Here is a 21,133-nt window from a genome sequence, read left to right on the forward strand (position 1 = left end):
ATATGGAAGGTGTAGTATTATTACATAAGCCAAAAGGCATGACATCACATGATTGTGTATTTAAATTAAGAAAGATATTGCGAGAAAAGAGAATTGGTCATACGGGAACATTAGACCCAGATGTAACGGGAGTATTACCACTTTGTGTGGGGAGAGCAACGAAGATTGCACAATTTTTAACAAGTGAAACGAAAACATATGAAGGTGAAGTAACATTAGGGTTTTCAACAACAACAGAAGATGCATCTGGTGAAGTTGTGGAGAAACAAGATGTAAACCGTGTTATTACACGTAAAGAAGTAGAAGAGGTACTAGCGGAATTAACAGGCACGATTGAACAAATGCCACCAATGTTCTCAGCTGTAAAAGTAAACGGGAAAAAATTATATGAATATGCAAGAGCAGGACAAGAGGTGGAACGTCCAGTTCGTACAATTACGATTCATGAATTCGTATTACTTGATGACCGTGAAGTTTTTGAAGGAGAAAATATTTCATTCCGTTTCCGTGTAACGTGTAGTAAAGGAACATATGTAAGAACGTTAGCGGTAATGATCGGGGAGAAACTTGGTTTCCCATCACATATGTCTCACCTTGTAAGAACGGCATCTGGTGAATTTTTATTAGAAGATTGCATATCATTTGAAGAAATTGAAGAAAACGTGCAAAATGGAACAGTAGAGTCTATCTTCATTTCAATTGATGAAGCATTAAGTAAGTTTCCAAAAATGGTTGTAGATGAAAAGCAAGCAGAGAAAATCAAGAATGGTATGTTCTTAAAGAATGAATTAGAAATAACAGCACCATTTATTACAGTGTTTGATAAAAATGATCGTTGCTTAGCAATTTATGAACATCATCCGAAACATCCTGGCATGTTAAAGCCGATGAAAGTACTTGTGAATAATCAAGAACTAAAGCTATAATGAATTATTGGAAGGATTATTACAGAAAAAGGTGAATTCAAGCGTGAAACTTATTCATTTAACTCATCCACATGAACAAAATAAATTAGAATTACCACCTACTGTAATGGCATTAGGATTTTTTGATGGCATTCATTTAGGACATCAATGTGTAATTCGAACTGCGAAAAAAATAGCGGACGACCGAGGATATAAAAGTGCAGTTATGACATTTCATCCTCATCCATCTGTTGTTTTAGGGAAAAAGGATGCGCATGTGGAGTATATTACACCAATGCGTGATAAAGAAAAAATAGTCGAAAGCTTAGGAATCGATATATTATATGTGATTAAATTTGATGAATCATTTGCAGGGTTATTACCACAACAATTTGTAGATGATTATATTATTGGTTTAAATGTAAAGCATGTAGTAGCAGGGTTTGATTATTCATATGGACGTTTAGGAAAAGGAAAGATGGAGACTTTACCATTTCATGCAAGAGGGGAGTTTACACAGACTGTGATTGAAAAAGTTGAATTTCAAGAAGAGAAAGTAAGTTCTACAGCATTACGAAAGTTAATTCGAAATGGCGAAATGGAACAAATTCCATCTATTTTAGGTAGAGCCTATACTGTAGCGGGAACAGTTATACACGGCGACAAACGTGGGCGTCAAATTGGTTTTCCAACAGCTAATGTAGGTTTAAGTGATGAGTATTTATTGCCACCTGTAGGTGTTTATGCAGTGAGATTAAAAGTTCACGATGAATGGTACGATGGTGTATGTAATATTGGATATAAACCGACTTTTAAAGAAGATGAGCGTCAATTATCAATTGAAGTGCACTTATTTGAATTTAACAAAGATATATACGATCAAAATGTTACAGTAGAGTGGCATATGCGTATAAGAGAAGAGAAGAAATTCAATGGCATTGATGAGTTAGTTGAACAAATCGCAAAAGATAAGAAAACAGCACAAGAATATTTTGCGAGCGAAAAGAATATACTTGCTTTTTCAAATGAAAAGTAGTATTCTATGTTATGTACTTTATGACAACCATTGCTTGGCATTGCGACTCACCGACGCTTGCTAGGTAATTGGGGGTTTAATTAATAGGAGGTGAAATAGGATGGCTTTAACACAAGAGCGTAAAAATGAAATCATTGCACAATTTAGAACTCATGAGACTGATACTGGTTCTCCAGAGGTTCAAATTGCTGTCCTAACGGAGCAAATTAACACTCTAAACGAGCACTTACGTACTCACAAGAAAGATCATCATTCACGTCGTGGTCTATTAAAGATGGTTGGTAAACGTCGTAATTTACTAACTTACCTTCGTAATAGCGATATCACACGTTACCGTGAATTAATCACAAAGCTTGGCTTACGTCGATAGTCAAAGAAGCGGGAATATTCCCGCTTTTTTGTTAGGTAAAAATATATCTTCTACGCTTTATAGCTTACTTAATTTTAGGCAATACTAGAGGTAGAATATTGTGATATACTATCCATTTACATAGAAGAATTGAATACTTTAAATTGAGAGGGGTACTTAAATGAGTCAAGAAAAGCAAGTCTTCTCGATAGATTTAGCTGGTCGCCAGCTAACAGTTGAAACTGGTCAGCTTGCCAAACAAGCGAACGGAGCAGTATTAGTAAGATATGGCGATACAGCGGTTCTATCTACAGCAACTGCATCAAAAGAAGCTAAAAATGTAGATTTTTTCCCACTTACAGTAAACTATGAAGAGCGTTTATATGCAGTCGGAAAAATTCCTGGCGGTTTTATTAAGCGTGAAGGTCGTCCAAGTGAAAAAGCAATTTTGGCAAGTCGTTTAATCGACCGTCCAATTCGTCCGCTATTCGCAGATGGTTTCCGTAACGAAGTACAAGTTGTCAGCATTGTAATGAGTGTTGATCAAGATTGTTCTTCTGAAATGGCAGCTATGCTTGGTTCTTCATTAGCGTTATCGATTTCAGATATTCCATTTGAAGGTCCAATCGCTGGTGCGACAGTTGGTCGTATTAATGGCGAATTCGTTATTAATCCAACAGTAGAACAGCAAGAACAAAGTGATATCCACTTAGTTGTAGCTGGTACGAAAGATGCGATTAACATGGTTGAAGCAGGAGCAGATCAAGTGCCTGAAGAAACAATGTTAGAAGCAATTATGTTTGGTCATGACGAAATTAAACGTTTAATTGCATTCCAAGAAGAGATTGTACAAGCTGTAGGTAAAGAGAAATCAGAAGTGAAACTTTATGAAGTTGACGCTGATCTTAATCAAGCTGTACGTGAAATGGCTGAGAAGGATATGCATTCTGCAATTCAAGTACATGAGAAACATGCACGTGAAGATGCAATTAACGAAGTGAAAAAGCGTGTAATTGAGCATTACGAAGCTGAGGAAGCTGACGCTGATACATTAGGACAAGTAAATGAGATTTTATATAAAATTGTAAAAGAAGAAGTACGTCGTCTTATTACAGTTGAAAAAATTCGCCCAGATGGCCGTAAAGGTGACGAAATCCGTCCTTTAGCATCAGAGGTTGGTATTTTATCTCGTACACACGGTTCTGGTTTATTCACACGTGGACAAACACAAGCATTAAGTATTTGTACATTAGGTGCATTAGGCGATGTGCAAATTTTAGATGGTCTTGGTGTAGAAGAATCAAAACGCTTTATGCACCATTACAATTTCCCATCATTTAGTGTTGGTGAAACAAGACCGATGCGTGGACCAGGTCGTCGTGAAATTGGTCACGGTGCACTAGGAGAGCGCGCACTTGAGCCTGTAATTCCATCTGAAAAAGATTTCCCATACACAGTACGCCTTGTATCTGAAGTATTAGAATCAAATGGTTCTACTTCACAAGCAAGTATTTGTGGTAGTACTTTAGCAATGATGGATGCGGGTGTTCCACTTAAAGCTCCAGTTGCAGGTATTGCAATGGGTCTGGTTAAATCTGGTGAGCATTACACAATTTTATCTGATATTCAAGGTATGGAAGATCATTTAGGTGATATGGACTTTAAAGTAGCAGGTACAGCACAAGGTGTAACTGCGCTGCAAATGGACATTAAAATCGATGGTTTATCACGTGAGATTTTAGAAGAGGCATTACAACAAGCGAAAATTGGTCGTGTGCACATTCTAAATCATATGTTATCTGTTATTGCAGAGCCACGTACTGAATTATCAGCTTACGCTCCAAAGATTATTACAATGACAATCAACCCAGATAAAATCCGTGACGTTATTGGACCAAGCGGTAAACAAATCAATAAAATTATTGAAGAAACTGGCGTTAAAATTGACATCGAGCAAGATGGTACAGTATTCATTTCATCAATAAATCAAGAAATGAACGACAAAGCTAAGAAGATTATCGAAGATATCGTTCGCGAAGTACAAGTAGGTGAGATCTACGAAGGAAAAGTGAAACGTGTTGAGAAATTTGGTGCTTTCGTTGAATTATTCAGCGGTAAAGATGGATTAGTTCATATTTCTGAACTTGCACTTGAGCGTGTAGGTAAAGTAGAAGACGTTGTGAAAATCGGTGATGTAATTACAGTTAAAGTTATCGAGATTGACAAGCAAGGTCGCTTAAATCTATCTAGAAAAGTATTGCTAAAAGAAGAGCAAGAAAAAGAAGCTGCTAAAGAAGAAAACAAACAAGAGCAGCAATAAGTAAAAGCCAGTTAAACTGGCTTTTTTTGTTATGTAAAAAACATGATGTTCATATATTTTTATGTCGGTATAGGTATAGTTTTCATTATAACGCTCAAATTAACAAAGATAAGAAGAAAATGTTTTTATATAGTTAATTTGGGAGGGTTTATATGAAAGTTCGTATATTGGCATACATATGTATATTTTCTTTATATGTCAGTTTAGGCTCTTATTCTGTTTTTGCACAAGATAACTTGCATGAAGAAATTCAAAAGCATGCAAAACAGTATGAGATTGCACCTCAAAATGCGATGATTGATAAAATATGGAAGGCAACACCTGGATATAATGGAAGACAAGTGGATATTGAAGCATCGTATAATAATATGAAGAAGCTAAAGGAATTTGATCAAAAATATCTTGAATTCAAAGAAGTCTCACCGAGTGTTCATTTGGAAGATTTATCACCAGCTCCAATTTATAGAGGGCATCCAAATAAAAAGATGGTAGGATTAACAATAAATGTGGCATGGGGAAATGAGTATTTGCCTCGCATATTAGAAATCTTGAAAAAGCATGATGTGAAGGCCACTTTCTTTTTAGAAGGACGTTGGGTGAAAGAAAATTTGCGATTTGCAAAAATGATTGTCGATGCAAAACAAGAAGTTGGAAATCACTCATACACACACCCTAATATGAAAACGTTATCGTCAGATGAAATACGAGATCAGTTACAAAAAACAAATCGAATGATAGAAGTAGCAACGAATCAAAAAGTAAGATGGTTTGCCCCGCCGAGTGGAAGCTTTCGAGATGAAGTCGTAAAGATTGCAGATGATTTTCAAATGGGAACGATTATGTGGACTGTAGATACGATTGATTGGAAGCGACCTGAGCCGGATGTACTATTGCAGAGAGTAATGAGAAAAATACATCCAGGTGCTATCATATTAATGCATCCTACTTCGTCTACAGCAGAGGCTTTAGAAACAATGATTATAAAATTGAAGGAACAAGGATATAAAGTGGGGAATATAACTGAATTACTGGATGAAAAACGTGTGGATTAAATACATTTGCATGACATTCATCCTTAAACTTGTTATCATTAAATAATAGCGTTTTATTTAGAGAAACTGGCAGTAGGAGGAAAGTTTTTGATTAAAAAATATACTTGTAAAAATGGTGTAAGAATAGTTATGGAGAATATACCAACTGTAAGATCGGTTGCAATTGGTATTTGGATCCATGCGGGATCAAGAAATGAAAATGAAAAAAATAATGGGATTTCTCACTTTTTAGAGCATATGTTCTTTAAAGGGACAGAAACACGTAGTGCACGAGAGATTGCAGAATCATTTGATAGCATTGGTGGTCAAGTGAATGCATTTACTTCAAAAGAATATACTTGTTACTATGCAAAAGTATTAGATGAGCATGCTAAATATGCTCTAGATGTTTTAGCAGATATGTTCTTTAATTCAACATTTGATGAGGAAGAACTGAAAAAAGAGAAGAATGTCGTATGTGAAGAAATTAAAATGTACGAAGATGCGCCAGATGATATTGTGCATGATATGTTAACGAAAGCAACATATGAAACGCATCCACTTGGATATCCTATTTTAGGAACAGAAGAAACGCTTAATACGTTTACAGGTGATACGTTACGTCAATATATAAAAGATCATTACACACCTGAAAATGTAGTTGTATCAGTTGCAGGAAATATTGATGAAGCATTTTTACAAACAGTGGAGCAATATTTCGGTAGTTATGAAGGAACAACAAACCGTGAACAAGTACATAGCCCAATTTTCCATTTCAATAAGGTAGCCCGTAAAAAGGAAACGGAACAAGCTCATTTATGTCTAGGATATAAAGGCTTACAAATGGGACACGAAGATATTTATAACTTAATTGTATTAAATAATGTTTTAGGCGGTAGCATGAGTAGCCGTTTATTCCAAGAAGTACGTGAGCAACGTGGATTAGCTTACTCGGTATTTTCTTACCACTCTTCTTATGAAGATACAGGTATGTTAACACTTTACGGTGGAACAGGTAGCCAACAATTAGATACACTGTATGAAACAATGCAAGAAACATTAGAGACATTGAAAAATACAGGTATTACAGAAAAAGAGCTTATGAATAGTAAAGAGCAATTAAAAGGAAACTTAATGTTAAGTTTAGAAAGTACAAATAGCCGTATGAGTCGTAACGGTAAAAATGAATTGCTTCTTCGTAAACATCGTTCACTTGATGAGATTATTGAAAGTGTAAACACTGTAACAAAAGAAAATGTGGACGGATTAATTCGCAACATGTTTACTGATGAATTCTCTGCGGCACTTATTAGTCCAGACGGAAAACTTCCAAAAGGAATAAAACTATAATCGATTTTTATGATGTATCTGATAATAACCTTCTCTCTTTTTAAATGAGAGAAGGTTATTTTTTTTATCCATATAGAATAGGTACTAATTATAGACAATGCAAATGAAAAATTCGGTAGGGGAGTGGAGTATGTATGCGATTAAGTGAATTAAGTGGTAAAGAGGTTGTAGATATAGAAAAAGCGGAAAAAATGGGAGTCTTAGGTTATATGGATTTAGAGATTAATGAGAAAGACGGACGAATACAAACACTTATAATACCTGTAGGGAAGTGGGGAGGTTTTAAAAAGGAACCACAAGAAGTAAGGGTGGCATGGAGTCAAATAAAGAAAGTCGGACATGATATGCTTCTTTGTGATAGTATAGATCGTTCAAATTCGGAGTGAAGGATGGCTATTTTGGTCATCTTTTTTTGTATCTACATAGAAACCTGATAAATCATATGTGCATTTGGATTTTCAATCACCATAAACTCGTACATTACATATGATGTGGAGGAAAAAGAAAAAGTAGGCACTTTTCTTATAAATGACAGAAAAAGAAGGTGAATTAGGGAATGTTGACTGAGATGCATATTGCTGTCATAGGAGGAGATGCAAGGCAGCTCGAAGTAATTCGTAAGCTAGTTGAATTAGATGCGAAACTTTCTTTGATAGGGTTTGATCAGTTAGATCATGGTTTCACAGGGGCAGCAAAAGAAAGTATACAAAATTTAGATTTCACTTCTGTAGACGCAATCATTTTGCCGGTTGCAGGTACAAATGCTAAAGGAGAAGTAGATACTATTTTTTCAAATGAAAAAGTTTCAATAACGAAAGAACAAATTGAAAATACACCAGAACACTTTACTATATATTCGGGTATTGGTACACCTTACTTGGAAAATCTCGTATCTACTACGAACCGAAAACTTGTTAAATTATTTGATCGTGATGATGTGGCAATATACAATTCTATTCCAACTGTAGAAGGTACATTAATGATGGTAATTCAACATACCGACTATACAATTCATGGGTCCAATGTAATGGTTCTAGGATTTGGTAGAACAGGAATGAGTGTTGCGAGAGCATTTCAATCATTAGGAGCCCATGTCAAAGTTGGAGCAAGACGATCTGAACATATTGCACGTATTACAGAAATGATGTTTTCTCCTTTTCATATGCAAGACATAGAGAAAGAAGTAGGGAATATCGATATTGTAATCAATACAATTCCGCACCTCGTTGTAACAGCGAATGTTATTGCAAAAATGCCAGCTCATACGTTAGTGATTGATTTAGCTTCTAAACCAGGTGGTACTGACTTTAGATATGCGGAAAAAAGAGGAGTCAAAGCGTTGCTAGCACCTGGATTACCAGGTATTGTTGCTCCCAAAACGGCTGGGCAAATTTTAGCAAATGTTCTTTCTCAGTTATTAGCAGCAGATGCAATTGCAAAGGAGGAAAAGAAATGAGTTTGAAGGGGAAACGAATTGGTTTCGGATTTACGGGTTCACATTGTACGTATGAGGAAGTTATGCCGCACTTAGAAAAATTAATTGCTGAAGGGGCAGAAGTACGTCCCGTTGTTTCATACACTGTTCAATCAACAAATACTAGATTTGGAGAAGGAGCAGAGTGGATTAAGAAGATTGAAGAAATAACAGGTTTTAAAGCAATTAATTCAATTGTTGGAGCAGAGCCACTTGGACCTAAAATTCCATTAGACTGCATGGTAATCGCTCCTTTAACAGGAAATTCTATGAGTAAATTTGCAAATGCAATGACAGATTCTCCAGTACTAATGGCAGCAAAAGCGACGCTAAGAAATGGCAAGCCTGTCGTATTGGCAGTTTCGACGAATGATGCTTTAGGATTAAATGGGGTAAATCTCATGCGCCTAATGGCCACAAAAAATATCTATTTCGTCCCATTCGGTCAAGATGCGCCAGAGAAAAAACCGAACTCAATGGTAGCTCGTATGGAGTTACTGGAAGATACAGTATTAGAAGCGCTGCAAGGAAAGCAATTGCAACCGGTGGTCGTAGAAAAATTCAGATATATGAATTAAAAAACGAAAAAAACGGACAATTTTTGATGAAACCATCATTCTTACTGTAGAATATGATAAAATTAACGTTATTAAGATTAGAAGGGGTATTGTATACTCCTTCTGATTCTAAGTTATAGAAGGATTGGTATCTAGAAAGGGGCATAGTGATGGAAAAGCAAAAAACTTTTCATGTCGCTGTAGTTGGAGCAACCGGCGCAGTTGGTGAACAAATGTTAAATACTTTAGAGAAACGAGAATTTCCAATCGGGAAATTAACGTTACTTTCATCTAAACGATCTGCAGGTAAGAAACTTGTATTTAAAGGCGAAGAATTTACAGTTCAAGAGGCAACTCCTGAAAGCTTTGAAGGAGTAGATATCGCACTATTTAGTGCTGGTGGATCTGTATCGAAACAATTAGCGCCAGAAGCAGCAAAACGCGGTGCGATTGTTGTTGATAATACAAGTGCATTCCGTATGACAGAAAACGTGCCACTTGTTGTACCTGAAGTAAATGAAAACGACTTAAAAGAACATAATGGTATTATTGCAAATCCAAACTGTTCTACAATTCAAATGGTAGTAGCTCTTGAGCCAGTTCGTCAGCAATATGGTTTAAAACGAGTAATCGTTTCCACATATCAAGCTGTATCAGGTGCTGGTGCGGCAGCTATTGAAGAACTTCATGAACAATCACAAGCAATCTTAAATGGCGAAGAAGTTAAGGCAAATGTTCTTCCTGTATCAGGTGATAAGAAGCATTTCCCAATTGCTTTTAATGCGATTCCACAGATTGATAAGTTCCAAGATAATGGATTTACATTTGAAGAAATGAAAATGATTAACGAAACAAAAAAAATTATGCATATGCCTGAATTAGAAGTAGCGGCAACATGTGTACGTTTACCAGTTGTATCAGGACACTCTGAGTCTGTTTACATCGAAGTAGAAAAAGAAGGCGTAACAGTAGCAGAATTAAAGAGCTTACTTGCAAATGCGGAAGGTATTGTTCTGCAAGATAATCCAGAAGAGCAGTTATATCCAATGCCAGCTACTGCAGTAGGTAAAAACGAAGTATTCGTTGGAAGAATCCGTAAAGATTTAAATAACGATAAAGGATTCCATCTTTGGGTCGTATCTGATAACTTATTAAAAGGCGCTGCATGGAATTCTGTTCAAATTGCAGAGCGCTTAGTAAAATTACAATTAGTGTAAACGGCTAAGAGAAGGTGCAAAATATGAAAATAATTGTTCAAAAATTTGGTGGCACATCAGTACGTGATGACAATGGACGTAAGCATGCGCTTCATCATATAAAGAAATCATTAGCTGCTGGTTATAAAGTAGTTACTGTCGTATCTGCTATGGGTCGTAAAGGTGAACCATATGCAACGGATACGTTATTAAGTCTTGTAAATCAAGAGGAATCTACTATTTCTAAACGTGAGCAAGATTTATTATTATCGTGCGGAGAGTTAATCTCTGCAATTGTTTTCTCTAATATGTTGAATGAGAACGGTATAAAAGCAGCAGCATTAAATGGTGCACAAGCTGGTTTTGTAACGAATGATGACTTTACGAATGCAAAGATTATTGAAATGAATTGCGATCGTATACATGAAGAGTTAGAAAATGTAGATGTAATCGTCGTTACAGGATTCCAAGGGCAAACGAAAAAAGGTGATACGACAACACTTGGACGCGGAGGTAGTGATACTTCAGCTTCAGCATTAGGTGTTGCACTTCATGCTGAATACATCGATATATTCACTGATGTAGAAGGTGTTATGACTGCGGATCCTCGTATTGTAAAAGATGCACGTCATCTTCAAACTGTAACGTATAACGAAATTTGTAACATGGCTTATCAAGGTGCGAAAGTCGTTCATCCACGTGCAGTTGAAATTGCGATGCATGCAAAAGTGCCACTTCGTGTACGTTCTACGTATTCTGATAGTGAAGGTACGCTTATTTCAGCATATGACGGTGCTACAAGAGGTCGTGATGTAGAAGAACGTCCTGTTACAGGTATCGCCCACGTATCAAACGTAACGCAAATTAAAGTGCTTGCAAAAGAAACGGCATATGATTTGCAACAACATGTGTTTAAAGAGATGGCGAACGAAGGAATAAGTGTCGATTTAATTAATATTTCACCTACTGGTGTAGCATATACGGTGAGTGATAATGTATCAAGTCATGCAGTTAAATTATTACAGAACCTTGGATATGAGCCAATTGTGACAGAGCATTGTGCGAAAGTATCTATCGTTGGAGCTGGAATGGCAGGATACCCAGGGGTTACTGCGAAAATCGTTACAGCTTTAGCAGAAAAAGGTATTCAAATCCTGCAATCGGCAGATAGTCATACAACAATTTGGGTTCTTGTAAAAGAAACTGATTTAGTGAAGGCTGTAAATGCATTACATAGTGCGTTTGAGCTTTCAAAAGAAAAGCAACTGGAACAATAAGGAGTGAGACCATGATAGATTTTGGGACAATTGCAACCGCGATGGTAACACCGTTTGATATAAACGGGAATATCGATTTTGCAAAGACAACGAAATTGGTAAATTATTTAATTGATAACGGTACAACAGCAATCGTGGTAGGAGGAACGACAGGAGAATCTCCTACATTAACTTCAGAAGAGAAGGTAGCGTTATATCGCCATGTCGTATCTGTTGTCGATAAAAGAGTGCCCGTAATCGCTGGAACAGGTAGCAATAATACGCATGCTTCTATTGACTTAACTAAAAAGGCAACAGAAGTTGGTGTGGATGCAGTAATGCTAGTAGCACCGTATTATAATAAGCCGAGTCAAGAAGGAATGTATCAGCATTTTAAAGCAATTGCTGAAAGTACGCCGCTTCCGGTTATGCTATATAACGTTCCAGGACGATCTATTGTACAAATCTCCGTTGATACAGTTGTTCGTTTATCAGAAATAGAAAACATTGTTGCTATTAAAGATGCCGGCGGCGATGTGTTGACAATGACAGAAATCATTGAAAAAACAGCGGACGACTTTGCGGTATACAGCGGTGATGACGGTTTAACGTTACCGGCTATGGCAGTTGGGGCTAAAGGTATCGTTTCGGTAGCATCTCATGTTATCGGAAATGAAATGCAAGAAATGATTACAGCATTTCAAGCAGGAGAGTTTAAAAAGGCACAAAAATTACATCAATTACTTGTAAGAGTAACTGATTCGTTATTTATGGCGCCAAGTCCAACTCCAGTAAAAACAGCGTTACAAATGGTTGGATTAGATGTAGGTTCTGTACGTTTACCACTTCTTCCATTAACAGAAGAAGAAAGAGTAACGTTACAATCTGTAATGCAATCTATTCCTCGTTAATAAAAATGACCTAGTGTGAAACTAGGTCATTTTTTTATTGATATGAAAATGTTTGAATCTGTTTTAAAGTGAATCTTTTGTAAAATGATTTTAGGATCGCCTTTCTCGTCTGTATATGACCCTATAATATAGAAAACATTTTATGTTGAAAACGAGTATATTACGCTACGCGTTCTCTACTTGTTAAAGTATGATATTGTTCTTTCATTAATTTGGTTCCAACATCTTTTTCTCGATAATGGCTGTCAAATCCTGCTAAAAATTTAAGCTTATTAAATTTCTATTAGATTTTGTAATTCATAGCCTTTTGTCATGTAATGCAATGTTTATAAGAAAAGGATCTTACATCTTTAATTTTGTTGAAAAGTATTTGCTAGTACAGAAAATACTTTCGATTATGTTTTTATAGGAATTGCCTCAAATATGACGTAATCTATAAAAAAGCTTCATTTTATAAGTGTTTTTGTGCAATTCAAGAAAAAAATCTAGGAAATCCATCAAATGAAAGTAATTTAAAGTGTTTAAGTTTTTTTTCAAATAACATGGAGTATAAAAGCAGCGGAAATAAGCCATATACTTTTAGTGCTGTTCCTTTCTTTTACTTTTTCTTTCGCACGATTTAACTTGTGTTCTATTTCTTGTATCAGGTATAATATGGCTAAGTAGCTTAGTACGGGTATGCTTAGCAAAATTGGGAAAAATTATAATTTAATTAAATTTTCATATCATATCGAATAAGATATTTGATTTATATAATGAAAGAGAGGTGAAACCTGGTTTAAAAAATAAACAAGGACATGATATCGCATAACGGTAAGGACATTCGTCTTGGACGGTGAAAATATGGTGGTTGTAGAGTTTCCCCTGGTGTCTCTGCAATTTTAGTGAAATCAGTGTTTGCAAGATTTTTAAACCAGGCAACAACATGAAGAGAAAAGAGAATGAGTCTGTTAAAGTATTTGCTCTTGGTGGAGTAGGTGAAATCGGGAAAAACATGTACTGTGTTGAAATTGATTCTGAAATCTTTATCGTAGATGCGGGGTTAATGTTCCCGGGAGATGAAATGTTTGGAATTGATATCGTTATTCCTGATATTACATATTTAGTGGAAAATCAAGAGCGAGTAAAAGGTTTATTTATTACTCACGGTCATGAAGATCATATTGGTGGAATTGTGTATGTGCTTCGTAAATTATCTATTCCAGTCTATGCAACGAAATTAACAGTAGGACTTATACAAGAAAAACTTGGTGAAGCGGGCATGTTAGGCCGTGTAGACCTAAAAACAATCGATTCAAATTCAACAGTAGAGTTTAACACTACAACAGTGTCATTCTTCGGAACGACACATAGTATTCCGGATTCTGTTGGCGTTTGTTTCCATACATCAAAAGGTGCAATCGTATATACGGGAGACTTTAAATTCGATCAAACTCCAATTGGAAATAGTGGAGCAGATCTTGGGAAAATGGCGCAAATCGGAAATGAAGGTGTACTTTGCCTATTATCTGATAGTACAAATGCAGAGCGTCCAGGGTATACAGGTTCAGAAAAAGAAGTTGGTGTAGAAATTTCTAAAGTGTTCTACGGTGCAGAAGGTCGTATTATCGTTGCTTCATTTGCATCGAATGTACATCGTATTCAACAAGTATTTGATGCAGCTGCCGAAACAGGGCGAAAAGTAGCCGTAGTAGGACGTAGTATGGTGAAAGTAGTAGACATTGCAAGACGTCTTGGTTATTTAGATGTTCCAGAAGGTATGGTTATTTCATTACAAGAAGTAGACAACTTCCCAGAGAAAAAGGTAGCTATTTTAACGACAGGTAGTCAAGGTGAACCGATGGCTGCTCTATCTAGAATGGCAAAACAAGCACATAAACAAATTTCAATTCGTAAAGGTGATACTGTTATCATTGCTGCTTCGCCAATTCCGGGTAATGAAATATCTGTATCAAAAATTATTGATTTGTTATTTAGAGCTGGAGCTGAAGTTGTTTATTACGGCGAAAGAAAAGTTCACGTTTCAGGTCACGGTAGCCAAGAAGAATTAAAATTAATGTTAAATTTAATGAAACCGAAGTACTTTGTACCCGTACATGGTGAGTTTCGTATGCAAAAAGCACATGCGTATTTAGCTGAAGATGTAGGTATTACAAGAGAAAATATCTTTATCGTAGAAAAAGGCGATGTAATTGCTTTTGGTGACGATGAAGCGAACTTAGTCGGTAAAGTACAAGCTGGTAATGTTTTAATTGATGGATTAGGTGTAGGTGACGTTGGTAATATCGTTCTTCGAGATAGAAAGATGTTATCTCAAGATGGAATATTAGTAGTTGTTGTAACACTTGGTAAAGATGAAAAGAAAATTATCTCTGGTCCAGAAATCATTTCACGTGGTTTCGTATATGTTCGTGAATCAGAAGCGTTAATTGAACGATCTACAGAGATTGTACGTATGATTGTTGAGCAGTCAATTAAAGAATATTCGATTGAATGGTCAATGTTAAAACAAAATATTCGTGAATTATTAGGACAGTTCTTGTACGAAGAGACAAAGAGAAAACCTATGATTTTACCGATTATTATGGAAGTATAAAAAAGATCACCCTTATGGGTGATCTTTTTTTCTTTTTAACCCTATCGAATGAAATTTATAACTTAAGAAATAATAGTTATATACGAGTGAAAGGGGATGCGAAATGACAGAACGTGATCGATATACAAATGAAGAAAAAGAAGCTGAGCCAAAAGAAGCTGGAAAAGAGGCTTCAATAGTAGAAAAAATTCAACAGCTTGGACAGACAAATGTACCACAGATGAATGAATCACGTATTCATTGTTTAACGATTATCGGACAAGTGGAAGGTCATGTTCAATTACCGCCGCAAAATAAAACAACAAAATACGAGCATATCATTCCGCAAATTGTTGCGATTGAACAAAATCCAAAAATTGAAGGTTTGCTGTTAATATTAAATACGGTTGGAGGTGACGTTGAAGCTGGACTAGCAATTTCTGAAATGGTAGCTTCACTCTCAAAGCCAACAGTATCTTTAGTTTTAGGTGGGGGACATTCCATTGGTGTACCGATTGCTGTTTCTACTGACTATTCGTTTATTGCGGAAACTGCGACGATGACAATTCATCCAATTCGTTTAACAGGTCTTGTCATAGGTGTGCCACAAACATTTGAGTATTTGGATAAGATGCAAGAAAGAGTCATTCGTTTTGTGACGAAGCACTCGAAAGTAACAGAAGATCGTTTTAAAGAGCTTATGTTTGCGAAAGGAAATTTAACGCGAGATATTGGGACGAATGTAATTGGTGGGGATGCAGTAAAGTACGGTCTTATAGATGATGTTGGTGGTATTGGAAATGCAATTCGAAAATTAAACGAATTAATCGATGTTCGCGCGGAAGGTAGTGCAGAAGGGACAATGTTACAATGATTTTATATACAATTATGCCAGAGCAACTTGTGTATCCGGCCGATTATTCACAATGTGAAAGTCAAAAAGTTGTAAATATAAATGGTGTGGAATTAATGGTTTCTGAAGAGGAACATGGGTGTTATTCTATTGTACGTGTGCTAAGTACGGACCCACTTCACTATTTAGAGTTTGAGCCAGGTCAGAAAATAACCTTTTAGCAAAAAGAAGGATTTTGTTTAGAAGCTATGGTATAATATAAAAAACAAGACGGTTGAGCAGCCATGAGTAGGCTGCTTTCTTCTGTTTATTTAGCATTTTACAAGAAGTGTAAAAATAGAAGATATAAAGACCTGAAAAATAGAGAAAACAGACATATAAATAGAGCGTTTTTAGGAGAGCTTTACTTATATGTAGAACACGAGGTGAAGAAATGGCAAAACAAAAGCAAAGAGGGACGAAGGCAAAGGCAAGACGTACGATAAAGCCAACTTTGTATTATGAAATCGTCGGTTTAACTCTTTTTGCACTTTCAATCATTACGATTTTACAGCTAGGCGTTGTAGGGAAATCGTTTGTGTTATTTTTTCGCTTCTTCTTTGGTGAGTGGTACATAATTGGTGTGTTAGGTGTAATAGCTTTATCGGTTTCCTTTGTTATAAAACGCGGATGGCCGAACCTTTTAAATAAACGGTTAATTGGATTTTATTTAATTGTATTGGCAATATTAATGTTTAGTCATATTACATTATTTAACCTTCTTACAAAAGATGGAGCAGTGCAAAATACTTCTGTTATTGTGAGTACGAAAGATAACTTCTTTCTTGAAATGAAAAAAGGGCCAGATAGCGTTCATTTAGGTGGTGGTATGTTTGGTGCGCTTATGTTCGCGACATGTTACTTCCTATTCGACGAAGTAGGAGCCTATATCATTGGAATTATTTTAGTTATTCTCGGGGTACTCTGTATAACAAATAAACATATTGGAGAAGTGTTAGCTCCAGTTGGTAGAATTCTTAGAAGTCAATTTCAAGTGATACAAGGGGATTATAAAGATTGGAGATCCAAAAGAACGGCTGAACAAACAGAAAAGAAAAAAACAACAAGAAGTACAAGAAGCAAACGTGCTGCAGAACAAGAAGAAGTTATTGAGCCGATGGAAGAAATCCAAATTGATCCGCCAATTATTTCAAATTTCACTGAGAATTATCCTGTAAATGAAGAAGAGGATAAACGAATTGAAGTAGAGCAAGAAGATTTGATCACTTCACCGTTTATTGAAGAGACTCCACCAATTGAAGAATCAAAGAAAAAGCGTGGAGAAAAAATCGTTGAATCGTTAGAGAGTGAAGCGCAAGCACCTCCTATGCAATTTTCAAATGTAGAAAATAAAGATTACAAGCTTCCTTCACTTGATATATTAAAATTTCCAAAGAATAAGCAAGTTACAAATGAAAACGCGGAAATTTATGAGAATGCTCGTAAATTAGAACGTACATTCCAAAGTTTCGGAGTGAAAGCGAAAGTAACCAAAGTGCATAGAGGTCCTGCAGTTACAAAATATGAAGTGTATCCTGATATGGGGGTAAAGGTAAGCAAAATTGTCAGTTTAAGTGATGATTTAGCCCTTGCTTTAGCTGCAAAGGACATTCGTATTGAGGCGCCAATTCCCGGGAAATCAGCTGTAGGGATCGAAGTTCCGAACTCAGAAGTTTCGATGGTAACGCTGAGGGAAGTTCTTGATTCTAAGGCTAATAATCATCCGGAAGAGAAGTTGTTAATTGGTCTTGGCCGAGATATTACAGGTGAAGCTGTATTAGCCCGTTTAAATAAAATGCCCCATTTACTCGTAGCTGGTGCGACAGGTAGCGGGAAAAGTGTATGTATTAATGGTATTATTGTTAGTATTTTAATGCGTGCAAAACCGCATGAAGTAAAATTAATGATGATTGACCCGAAAATGGTAGAGTTAAATGTATATAACGGTGTGCCTCATTTGTTAACGCCAGTTGTAACTGATCCGAAAAAAGCATCGCAAGCATTGAAAAAAGTTGTGAGTGAGATGGAACGTCGTTATGAATTATTTGCTCATAGTGGTACACGTAACATTGAAGGATACAATGATTATATAAAAGAACATAATAGTCAATCAGAAGCGAAACAACCCGAATTACCGTATATTGTAGTAATTGTGGACGAGTTAGCAGATTTAATGATGGTTGCTTCGTCTGATGTAGAGGATGCGATTATGCGTCTAGCGCAAATGGCTCGTGCTGCTGGTATTCATTTAATTATTGCAACGCAACGTCCGTCAGTTGACGTTATTACGGGTGTTATTAAAGCAAATATTCCATCACGTATTGCATTCGCTGTATCTTCTCAAACAGATTCTCGTACAATTCTTGACGGTGGTGGTGCAGAAAAGCTACTAGGTCGTGGCGACATGCTGTTTATACCAATTGGTGCATCGAAACCTGTACGTGTACAAGGCGCATTTTTATCAGATGATGAAGTTGAGAGAGTTGTAGAATATGTTATTGGACAGCAAAAAGCACAATATCAAGAAGATATGATTCCGCAAGATGTTCCTGATACGAAGCAGGAAGTAGAAGATGAATTATATGATGAAGCGGTTCAACTTGTAGTGGAAATGCAAACAGCATCTGTTTCTATGCTACAACGTAGGTTTAGAGTAGGTTATACGCGAGCTGCTCGTCTAATTGATGCAATGGAAATGAATGGTGTAGTAGGTCCATATGAAGGTAGTAAACCGAGAGAAGTACTCATTAATGATGTACAAGAAAAAAGTTCTTAAAAAAAGCCTAATTGTTTTTACAATTAGGCTTTTTTATATAGTGTTTTTGTTATATACTATACTCAGCAATAAAGAAAGGGCTTACATTTATAGGGTCCCTATAGAATACGAATACTTTGAGTATGTTTTATGTAAATGTTCGATATTTAATGCAGAAAAATGTTGGATTTTGTTGACACGTATGAGAGCAAGTGGTAAGATTACTTCGAAAAGAATCACTGCCTCATATAATCTTGGAGATAAGGTCCATAAGTTTCTACCTGGCAACCATGAATTGCTAGACTATGAGGGGAAAAGTGTGTAACAAAGGATGTAAAGGATCTTTGTGCCGAACTTTTTCTCGAAATGAGGAATGTTTATGGTGCAAAGTTTTTTTTATACAGTAAAGAGTGAAAATTTCATCTTAAAAAATTATTATTATTTATTCGACAATTGCGCTTATTTTTAGTAGTTAGTCATTTGTACTATGTTGTAAGTTGAAAAAAGAGAAAAGAAGTCTTACATCAGAGGTCGAATAATTGAAATGCGGGGGAGTCTTATGTCAGTAAAATCCGATAGTCGTCACCTATATTTACGGGTGATTGATCACATCAAAGAAAAAATTAAAGATGGGGCTTATAAAGAACGACAAAAGTTACCATCAGAGTTTGATTTAGCGAAAGAACTTGGCGTAAGTAGAGCGACTTTAAGGGAAGCATTACGTATTTTAGAAGAAGAAAATGTTGTCATTCGTAGACATGGTGTAGGGACATTTGTAAATGCAAAGCCATTATTTTCTTCTGGAATAGAACAACTTTCTAGTATTACAGATATGATTTCTAGTGTGGGGAAAACACCAGGAACAATCTTTTTATCATCATCTACTACAACTTTAACTGAAGAGGAAAAAGAGAAGTTTAATAGTGAAGATGGTTTTAATGCAGTGATGATTGAACGCGTGCGTACAGCAGATGGGGAACCTGTTGTGTATTGTATCGATAAACTTGCAAAAGAAATATTGCCAGATTTATCGGGTTACAATGAGGAATCATTATTAACGGTGATACATAATAACACGCATAAGCGCATAACATATGCGGTTGCTCACATTGAGCCAATTGGCTATCATCCGAAAATCTCACCGATTTTAGAATGTGAGCCTGAAACAGCACTGCTTGTATTAAAACAAATGCACTATGATCAAAATGATGAGCCAATCTTATATTCTATCAATTACTTTAGAGCTGATAAATTTAGCTTCCACGTATTAAGAAAGCGTATGTAGGTAAATTCCTTTTTAGGGAGGTGACAGCAAGAAGTAAGGGACAGCAGCGTAAGAATAAATAAATATATATCATTTTTGGAGGGGTTTCTAGTATGAAGAAAAAAGCAGGCCTTTTATTATCATTAACATTAGCAGCAAGTACAGTTTTAGGTGCATGTGGTAACTCGGATAAGGCGAGCAGTGATAAGAAAGACACGAAAGACAATAAAGACTTCAAGGTTGGTCTCGTAACAGATGTTGGGGGCGTTGATGATAAATCATTTAACCAATCTTCTTGGGAAGGGTTACAAAAGTTTGGTAAAGATAATGGTTTAAAAGAAAAGACAAATTATCGTTACCTTCAGTCTGAAAAAGAAGCTGATTATATTCCGAATTTGAAAAAATTCTCAAAAGATAAATATGATTTAACTTTCGGAATTGGTTATAAATTAGAAGGTGCAATTAAAGAAGTTGCAAAAGAATCTTCAAAACAACAATTTGCAATCGTAGATACTGTTGTAGATGCACCGAACGTAACGAGCATTACATTTAAAGATCATGAAGGATCATTCCTTGTAGGTGCAGTAGCGGCTATGTCAACAAAATCGAATAAAGTAGGATTTGTTGGTGGAATGAAGAGTGATTTAATTAGTAAATTTGAAAATGGATTTAAGGCTGGTGCAAAGGCAGTAAATCCAAACATTGAAATCGTATCTGAATATGCAGAAGCATTCGATAAGCCTGAAAAAGGTACAGTTCTTGCTTCAGCAATGTATGGTCAAGGCGTAGATGTAATTTATCATGCTGCTGGTGGTACAGGTAACGGTGTGTTCACTGAAGCGAAAAACCGTAAGAAAAAAGGTGAAAATGTTTGGGTAATCGGTGTTGACCGTGACCAACATCAAGAAGGTATGCCTGAAAATGTAACATTAACTTCAATGATAAAACGCGTTGATGTAGCTGTAGAAAAAGTAGCTAAAGAAGCAAAAGATGGAAAGTTAAAAGGTGGAAAAATTGAAGCGTTTGGCTTAAAAGATGACGGTATTGGTATTTCAAAAACAACTGATAACGTGAAAAAAGTTAACCCTGAAATTTTAACAAAAGTAGAAGAATTTGAAAAGAAAATTACAGACGGTGAAATTAAAGTACCGGCTACAGATAAAGAGTATAAAGAATATGAAGCTTCTCTAAAAAAATAAATAGAGAAATAGCAAAGGTTAGTTCATAGAACTAACCTTTGTATGTATAAAACTTCCGAATTG

Annotated in this window: 18 protein-coding genes and 1 riboswitch; all 18 genes read left to right on the forward strand. The window is 36.0% G+C overall.

Going from position 1 to position 21,133, the window contains the following annotated elements; translation table 11 throughout:
- The first annotated feature begins 2 nt into the window (after positions 1–2).
- The 18 genes from truB (at position 3) to ACQRBL_RS18915 (ending at position 21,070) form a co-directional block, all read left to right on the forward strand.
- Positions 3–926, forward strand: a complete 924-nt coding sequence (gene truB / locus ACQRBL_RS18830; protein WP_000399362.1) for a tRNA pseudouridine(55) synthase TruB — start codon at positions 3–5, stop codon at positions 924–926.
- A 43-nt stretch (positions 927–969) separates the two neighbouring features.
- Positions 970–1,941 (forward strand): bifunctional riboflavin kinase/FAD synthetase, encoded by a 972-nt coding sequence (gene ribF / locus ACQRBL_RS18835; protein ID WP_000766703.1) that lies wholly within the window; start codon positions 970–972, stop codon positions 1,939–1,941.
- Positions 1,942–2,041: 100 nt separating this feature from the next.
- The gene (gene rpsO, locus ACQRBL_RS18840; protein ID WP_001229392.1) at positions 2,042–2,311 is read left to right on the forward strand and encodes a 30S ribosomal protein S15; all 270 of its coding nucleotides are present in this window, start codon (positions 2,042–2,044) and stop codon (positions 2,309–2,311) included.
- A 160-nt stretch (positions 2,312–2,471) separates the two neighbouring features.
- A complete protein-coding gene (gene pnp / locus ACQRBL_RS18845; protein WP_411996006.1) occupies positions 2,472–4,610 on the forward strand; it encodes a polyribonucleotide nucleotidyltransferase in 2,139 nt (712 codons plus the stop codon).
- A 152-nt stretch (positions 4,611–4,762) separates the two neighbouring features.
- Positions 4,763–5,662 (forward strand): polysaccharide deacetylase family protein, encoded by a 900-nt coding sequence (locus ACQRBL_RS18850; RefSeq protein WP_053563762.1) that lies wholly within the window; start codon positions 4,763–4,765, stop codon positions 5,660–5,662.
- A gap of 87 nt (positions 5,663–5,749) precedes the next feature.
- On the forward strand, positions 5,750–6,991 hold the full coding sequence (locus ACQRBL_RS18855) for a M16 family metallopeptidase (protein ID WP_000593001.1): 1,242 nt from the start codon (positions 5,750–5,752) through the stop codon (positions 6,989–6,991).
- A 134-nt stretch (positions 6,992–7,125) separates the two neighbouring features.
- Entirely contained in the window at positions 7,126–7,377 is a 252-nt protein-coding gene (locus tag ACQRBL_RS18860; protein WP_023522832.1) for a YlmC/YmxH family sporulation protein, read from the forward strand.
- A 170-nt stretch (positions 7,378–7,547) separates the two neighbouring features.
- Positions 7,548–8,447, forward strand: a complete 900-nt coding sequence (gene dpaA, locus ACQRBL_RS18865) for a dipicolinic acid synthetase subunit A (RefSeq protein ID WP_063548471.1) — start codon at positions 7,548–7,550, stop codon at positions 8,445–8,447.
- A complete protein-coding gene (dpaB, locus tag ACQRBL_RS18870) occupies positions 8,444–9,043 on the forward strand; it encodes a dipicolinate synthase subunit B (protein WP_000053596.1) in 600 nt (199 codons plus the stop codon). Before dpaA ends, dpaB begins: the two co-directional genes overlap by 4 nt.
- Before the next feature lie 149 nt (positions 9,044–9,192).
- Positions 9,193–10,239, forward strand: a complete 1,047-nt coding sequence (gene asd / locus ACQRBL_RS18875; protein WP_000414846.1) for an aspartate-semialdehyde dehydrogenase — start codon at positions 9,193–9,195, stop codon at positions 10,237–10,239.
- A gap of 23 nt (positions 10,240–10,262) precedes the next feature.
- On the forward strand, positions 10,263–11,495 hold the full coding sequence (gene dapG, locus ACQRBL_RS18880; RefSeq protein ID WP_411996007.1) for an aspartate kinase: 1,233 nt from the start codon (positions 10,263–10,265) through the stop codon (positions 11,493–11,495).
- A gap of 11 nt (positions 11,496–11,506) precedes the next feature.
- The gene (gene dapA / locus ACQRBL_RS18885) at positions 11,507–12,385 is read left to right on the forward strand and encodes a 4-hydroxy-tetrahydrodipicolinate synthase (RefSeq protein ID WP_000564763.1); all 879 of its coding nucleotides are present in this window, start codon (positions 11,507–11,509) and stop codon (positions 12,383–12,385) included.
- Positions 12,386–13,310: 925 nt separating this feature from the next.
- Positions 13,311–14,981: a ribonuclease J gene (locus ACQRBL_RS18890; protein WP_000823089.1), complete on the forward strand. Its 1,671-nt coding sequence runs from the start codon at positions 13,311–13,313 to the stop codon at positions 14,979–14,981.
- A 103-nt stretch (positions 14,982–15,084) separates the two neighbouring features.
- The gene (gene tepA, locus ACQRBL_RS18895; protein WP_000139807.1) at positions 15,085–15,834 is read left to right on the forward strand and encodes a translocation-enhancing protein TepA; all 750 of its coding nucleotides are present in this window, start codon (positions 15,085–15,087) and stop codon (positions 15,832–15,834) included.
- Positions 15,831–16,034 (forward strand): YlzJ-like family protein, encoded by a 204-nt coding sequence (locus tag ACQRBL_RS18900; protein ID WP_000605020.1) that lies wholly within the window; start codon positions 15,831–15,833, stop codon positions 16,032–16,034. The genes tepA and ACQRBL_RS18900 overlap by 4 nt, the downstream gene beginning before the upstream one ends.
- 212 nt (positions 16,035–16,246) lie before the next feature.
- A complete protein-coding gene (locus tag ACQRBL_RS18905; RefSeq protein ID WP_001118792.1) occupies positions 16,247–18,628 on the forward strand; it encodes a DNA translocase FtsK in 2,382 nt (793 codons plus the stop codon).
- A gap of 203 nt (positions 18,629–18,831) precedes the next feature.
- A riboswitch (purine riboswitch) is annotated at positions 18,832–18,933 on the forward strand.
- A gap of 233 nt (positions 18,934–19,166) precedes the next feature.
- Positions 19,167–19,892, forward strand: a complete 726-nt coding sequence (locus ACQRBL_RS18910; RefSeq protein ID WP_000114182.1) for a GntR family transcriptional regulator — start codon at positions 19,167–19,169, stop codon at positions 19,890–19,892.
- A gap of 92 nt (positions 19,893–19,984) precedes the next feature.
- Positions 19,985–21,070 carry a BMP family lipoprotein gene (locus tag ACQRBL_RS18915; RefSeq protein WP_000725769.1) on the forward strand — a complete coding sequence of 362 codons (1,086 nt, stop codon included), beginning with the start codon at positions 19,985–19,987 and terminating at the stop codon, positions 21,068–21,070.
- The last annotated feature ends 63 nt before the right edge of the window (positions 21,071–21,133 follow it).

Source organism: Bacillus sp. AF62 (assembly GCF_050312695.1).
GTDB lineage: Bacteria > Bacillota > Bacilli > Bacillales > Bacillaceae_G > Bacillus_A > Bacillus_A cereus.

What these genes read in the sequence shown, in the direction of transcription:
- rpsO (WP_001229392.1), top strand. Translation starts at nt 2,042, where the DNA reads ATGGCTTTAACACAAGAGCGTAAAAATGAAATCATTGCACAATTTAGA.
- truB (WP_000399362.1), top strand. Translation starts at nt 3, where the DNA reads ATGGAAGGTGTAGTATTATTACATAAGCCAAAAGGCATGACATCACAT.
- dpaB (WP_000053596.1), top strand. Translation starts at nt 8,444, where the DNA reads ATGAGTTTGAAGGGGAAACGAATTGGTTTCGGATTTACGGGTTCACAT.
- ACQRBL_RS18850 (WP_053563762.1), top strand. Translation starts at nt 4,763, where the DNA reads ATGAAAGTTCGTATATTGGCATACATATGTATATTTTCTTTATATGTC.
- asd (WP_000414846.1), top strand. Translation starts at nt 9,193, where the DNA reads ATGGAAAAGCAAAAAACTTTTCATGTCGCTGTAGTTGGAGCAACCGGC.
- ACQRBL_RS18910 (WP_000114182.1), top strand. Translation starts at nt 19,167, where the DNA reads ATGTCAGTAAAATCCGATAGTCGTCACCTATATTTACGGGTGATTGAT.
- dpaA (WP_063548471.1), top strand. Translation starts at nt 7,548, where the DNA reads ATGTTGACTGAGATGCATATTGCTGTCATAGGAGGAGATGCAAGGCAG.
- pnp (WP_411996006.1), top strand. Translation starts at nt 2,472, where the DNA reads ATGAGTCAAGAAAAGCAAGTCTTCTCGATAGATTTAGCTGGTCGCCAG.
- ACQRBL_RS18860 (WP_023522832.1), top strand. Translation starts at nt 7,126, where the DNA reads ATGCGATTAAGTGAATTAAGTGGTAAAGAGGTTGTAGATATAGAAAAA.
- ACQRBL_RS18915 (WP_000725769.1), top strand. Translation starts at nt 19,985, where the DNA reads ATGAAGAAAAAAGCAGGCCTTTTATTATCATTAACATTAGCAGCAAGT.
- dapG (WP_411996007.1), top strand. Translation starts at nt 10,263, where the DNA reads ATGAAAATAATTGTTCAAAAATTTGGTGGCACATCAGTACGTGATGAC.
- ACQRBL_RS18890 (WP_000823089.1), top strand. Translation starts at nt 13,311, where the DNA reads ATGAAGAGAAAAGAGAATGAGTCTGTTAAAGTATTTGCTCTTGGTGGA.
- ACQRBL_RS18900 (WP_000605020.1), top strand. Translation starts at nt 15,831, where the DNA reads ATGATTTTATATACAATTATGCCAGAGCAACTTGTGTATCCGGCCGAT.
- tepA (WP_000139807.1), top strand. Translation starts at nt 15,085, where the DNA reads ATGACAGAACGTGATCGATATACAAATGAAGAAAAAGAAGCTGAGCCA.
- dapA (WP_000564763.1), top strand. Translation starts at nt 11,507, where the DNA reads ATGATAGATTTTGGGACAATTGCAACCGCGATGGTAACACCGTTTGAT.
- ACQRBL_RS18905 (WP_001118792.1), top strand. Translation starts at nt 16,247, where the DNA reads ATGGCAAAACAAAAGCAAAGAGGGACGAAGGCAAAGGCAAGACGTACG.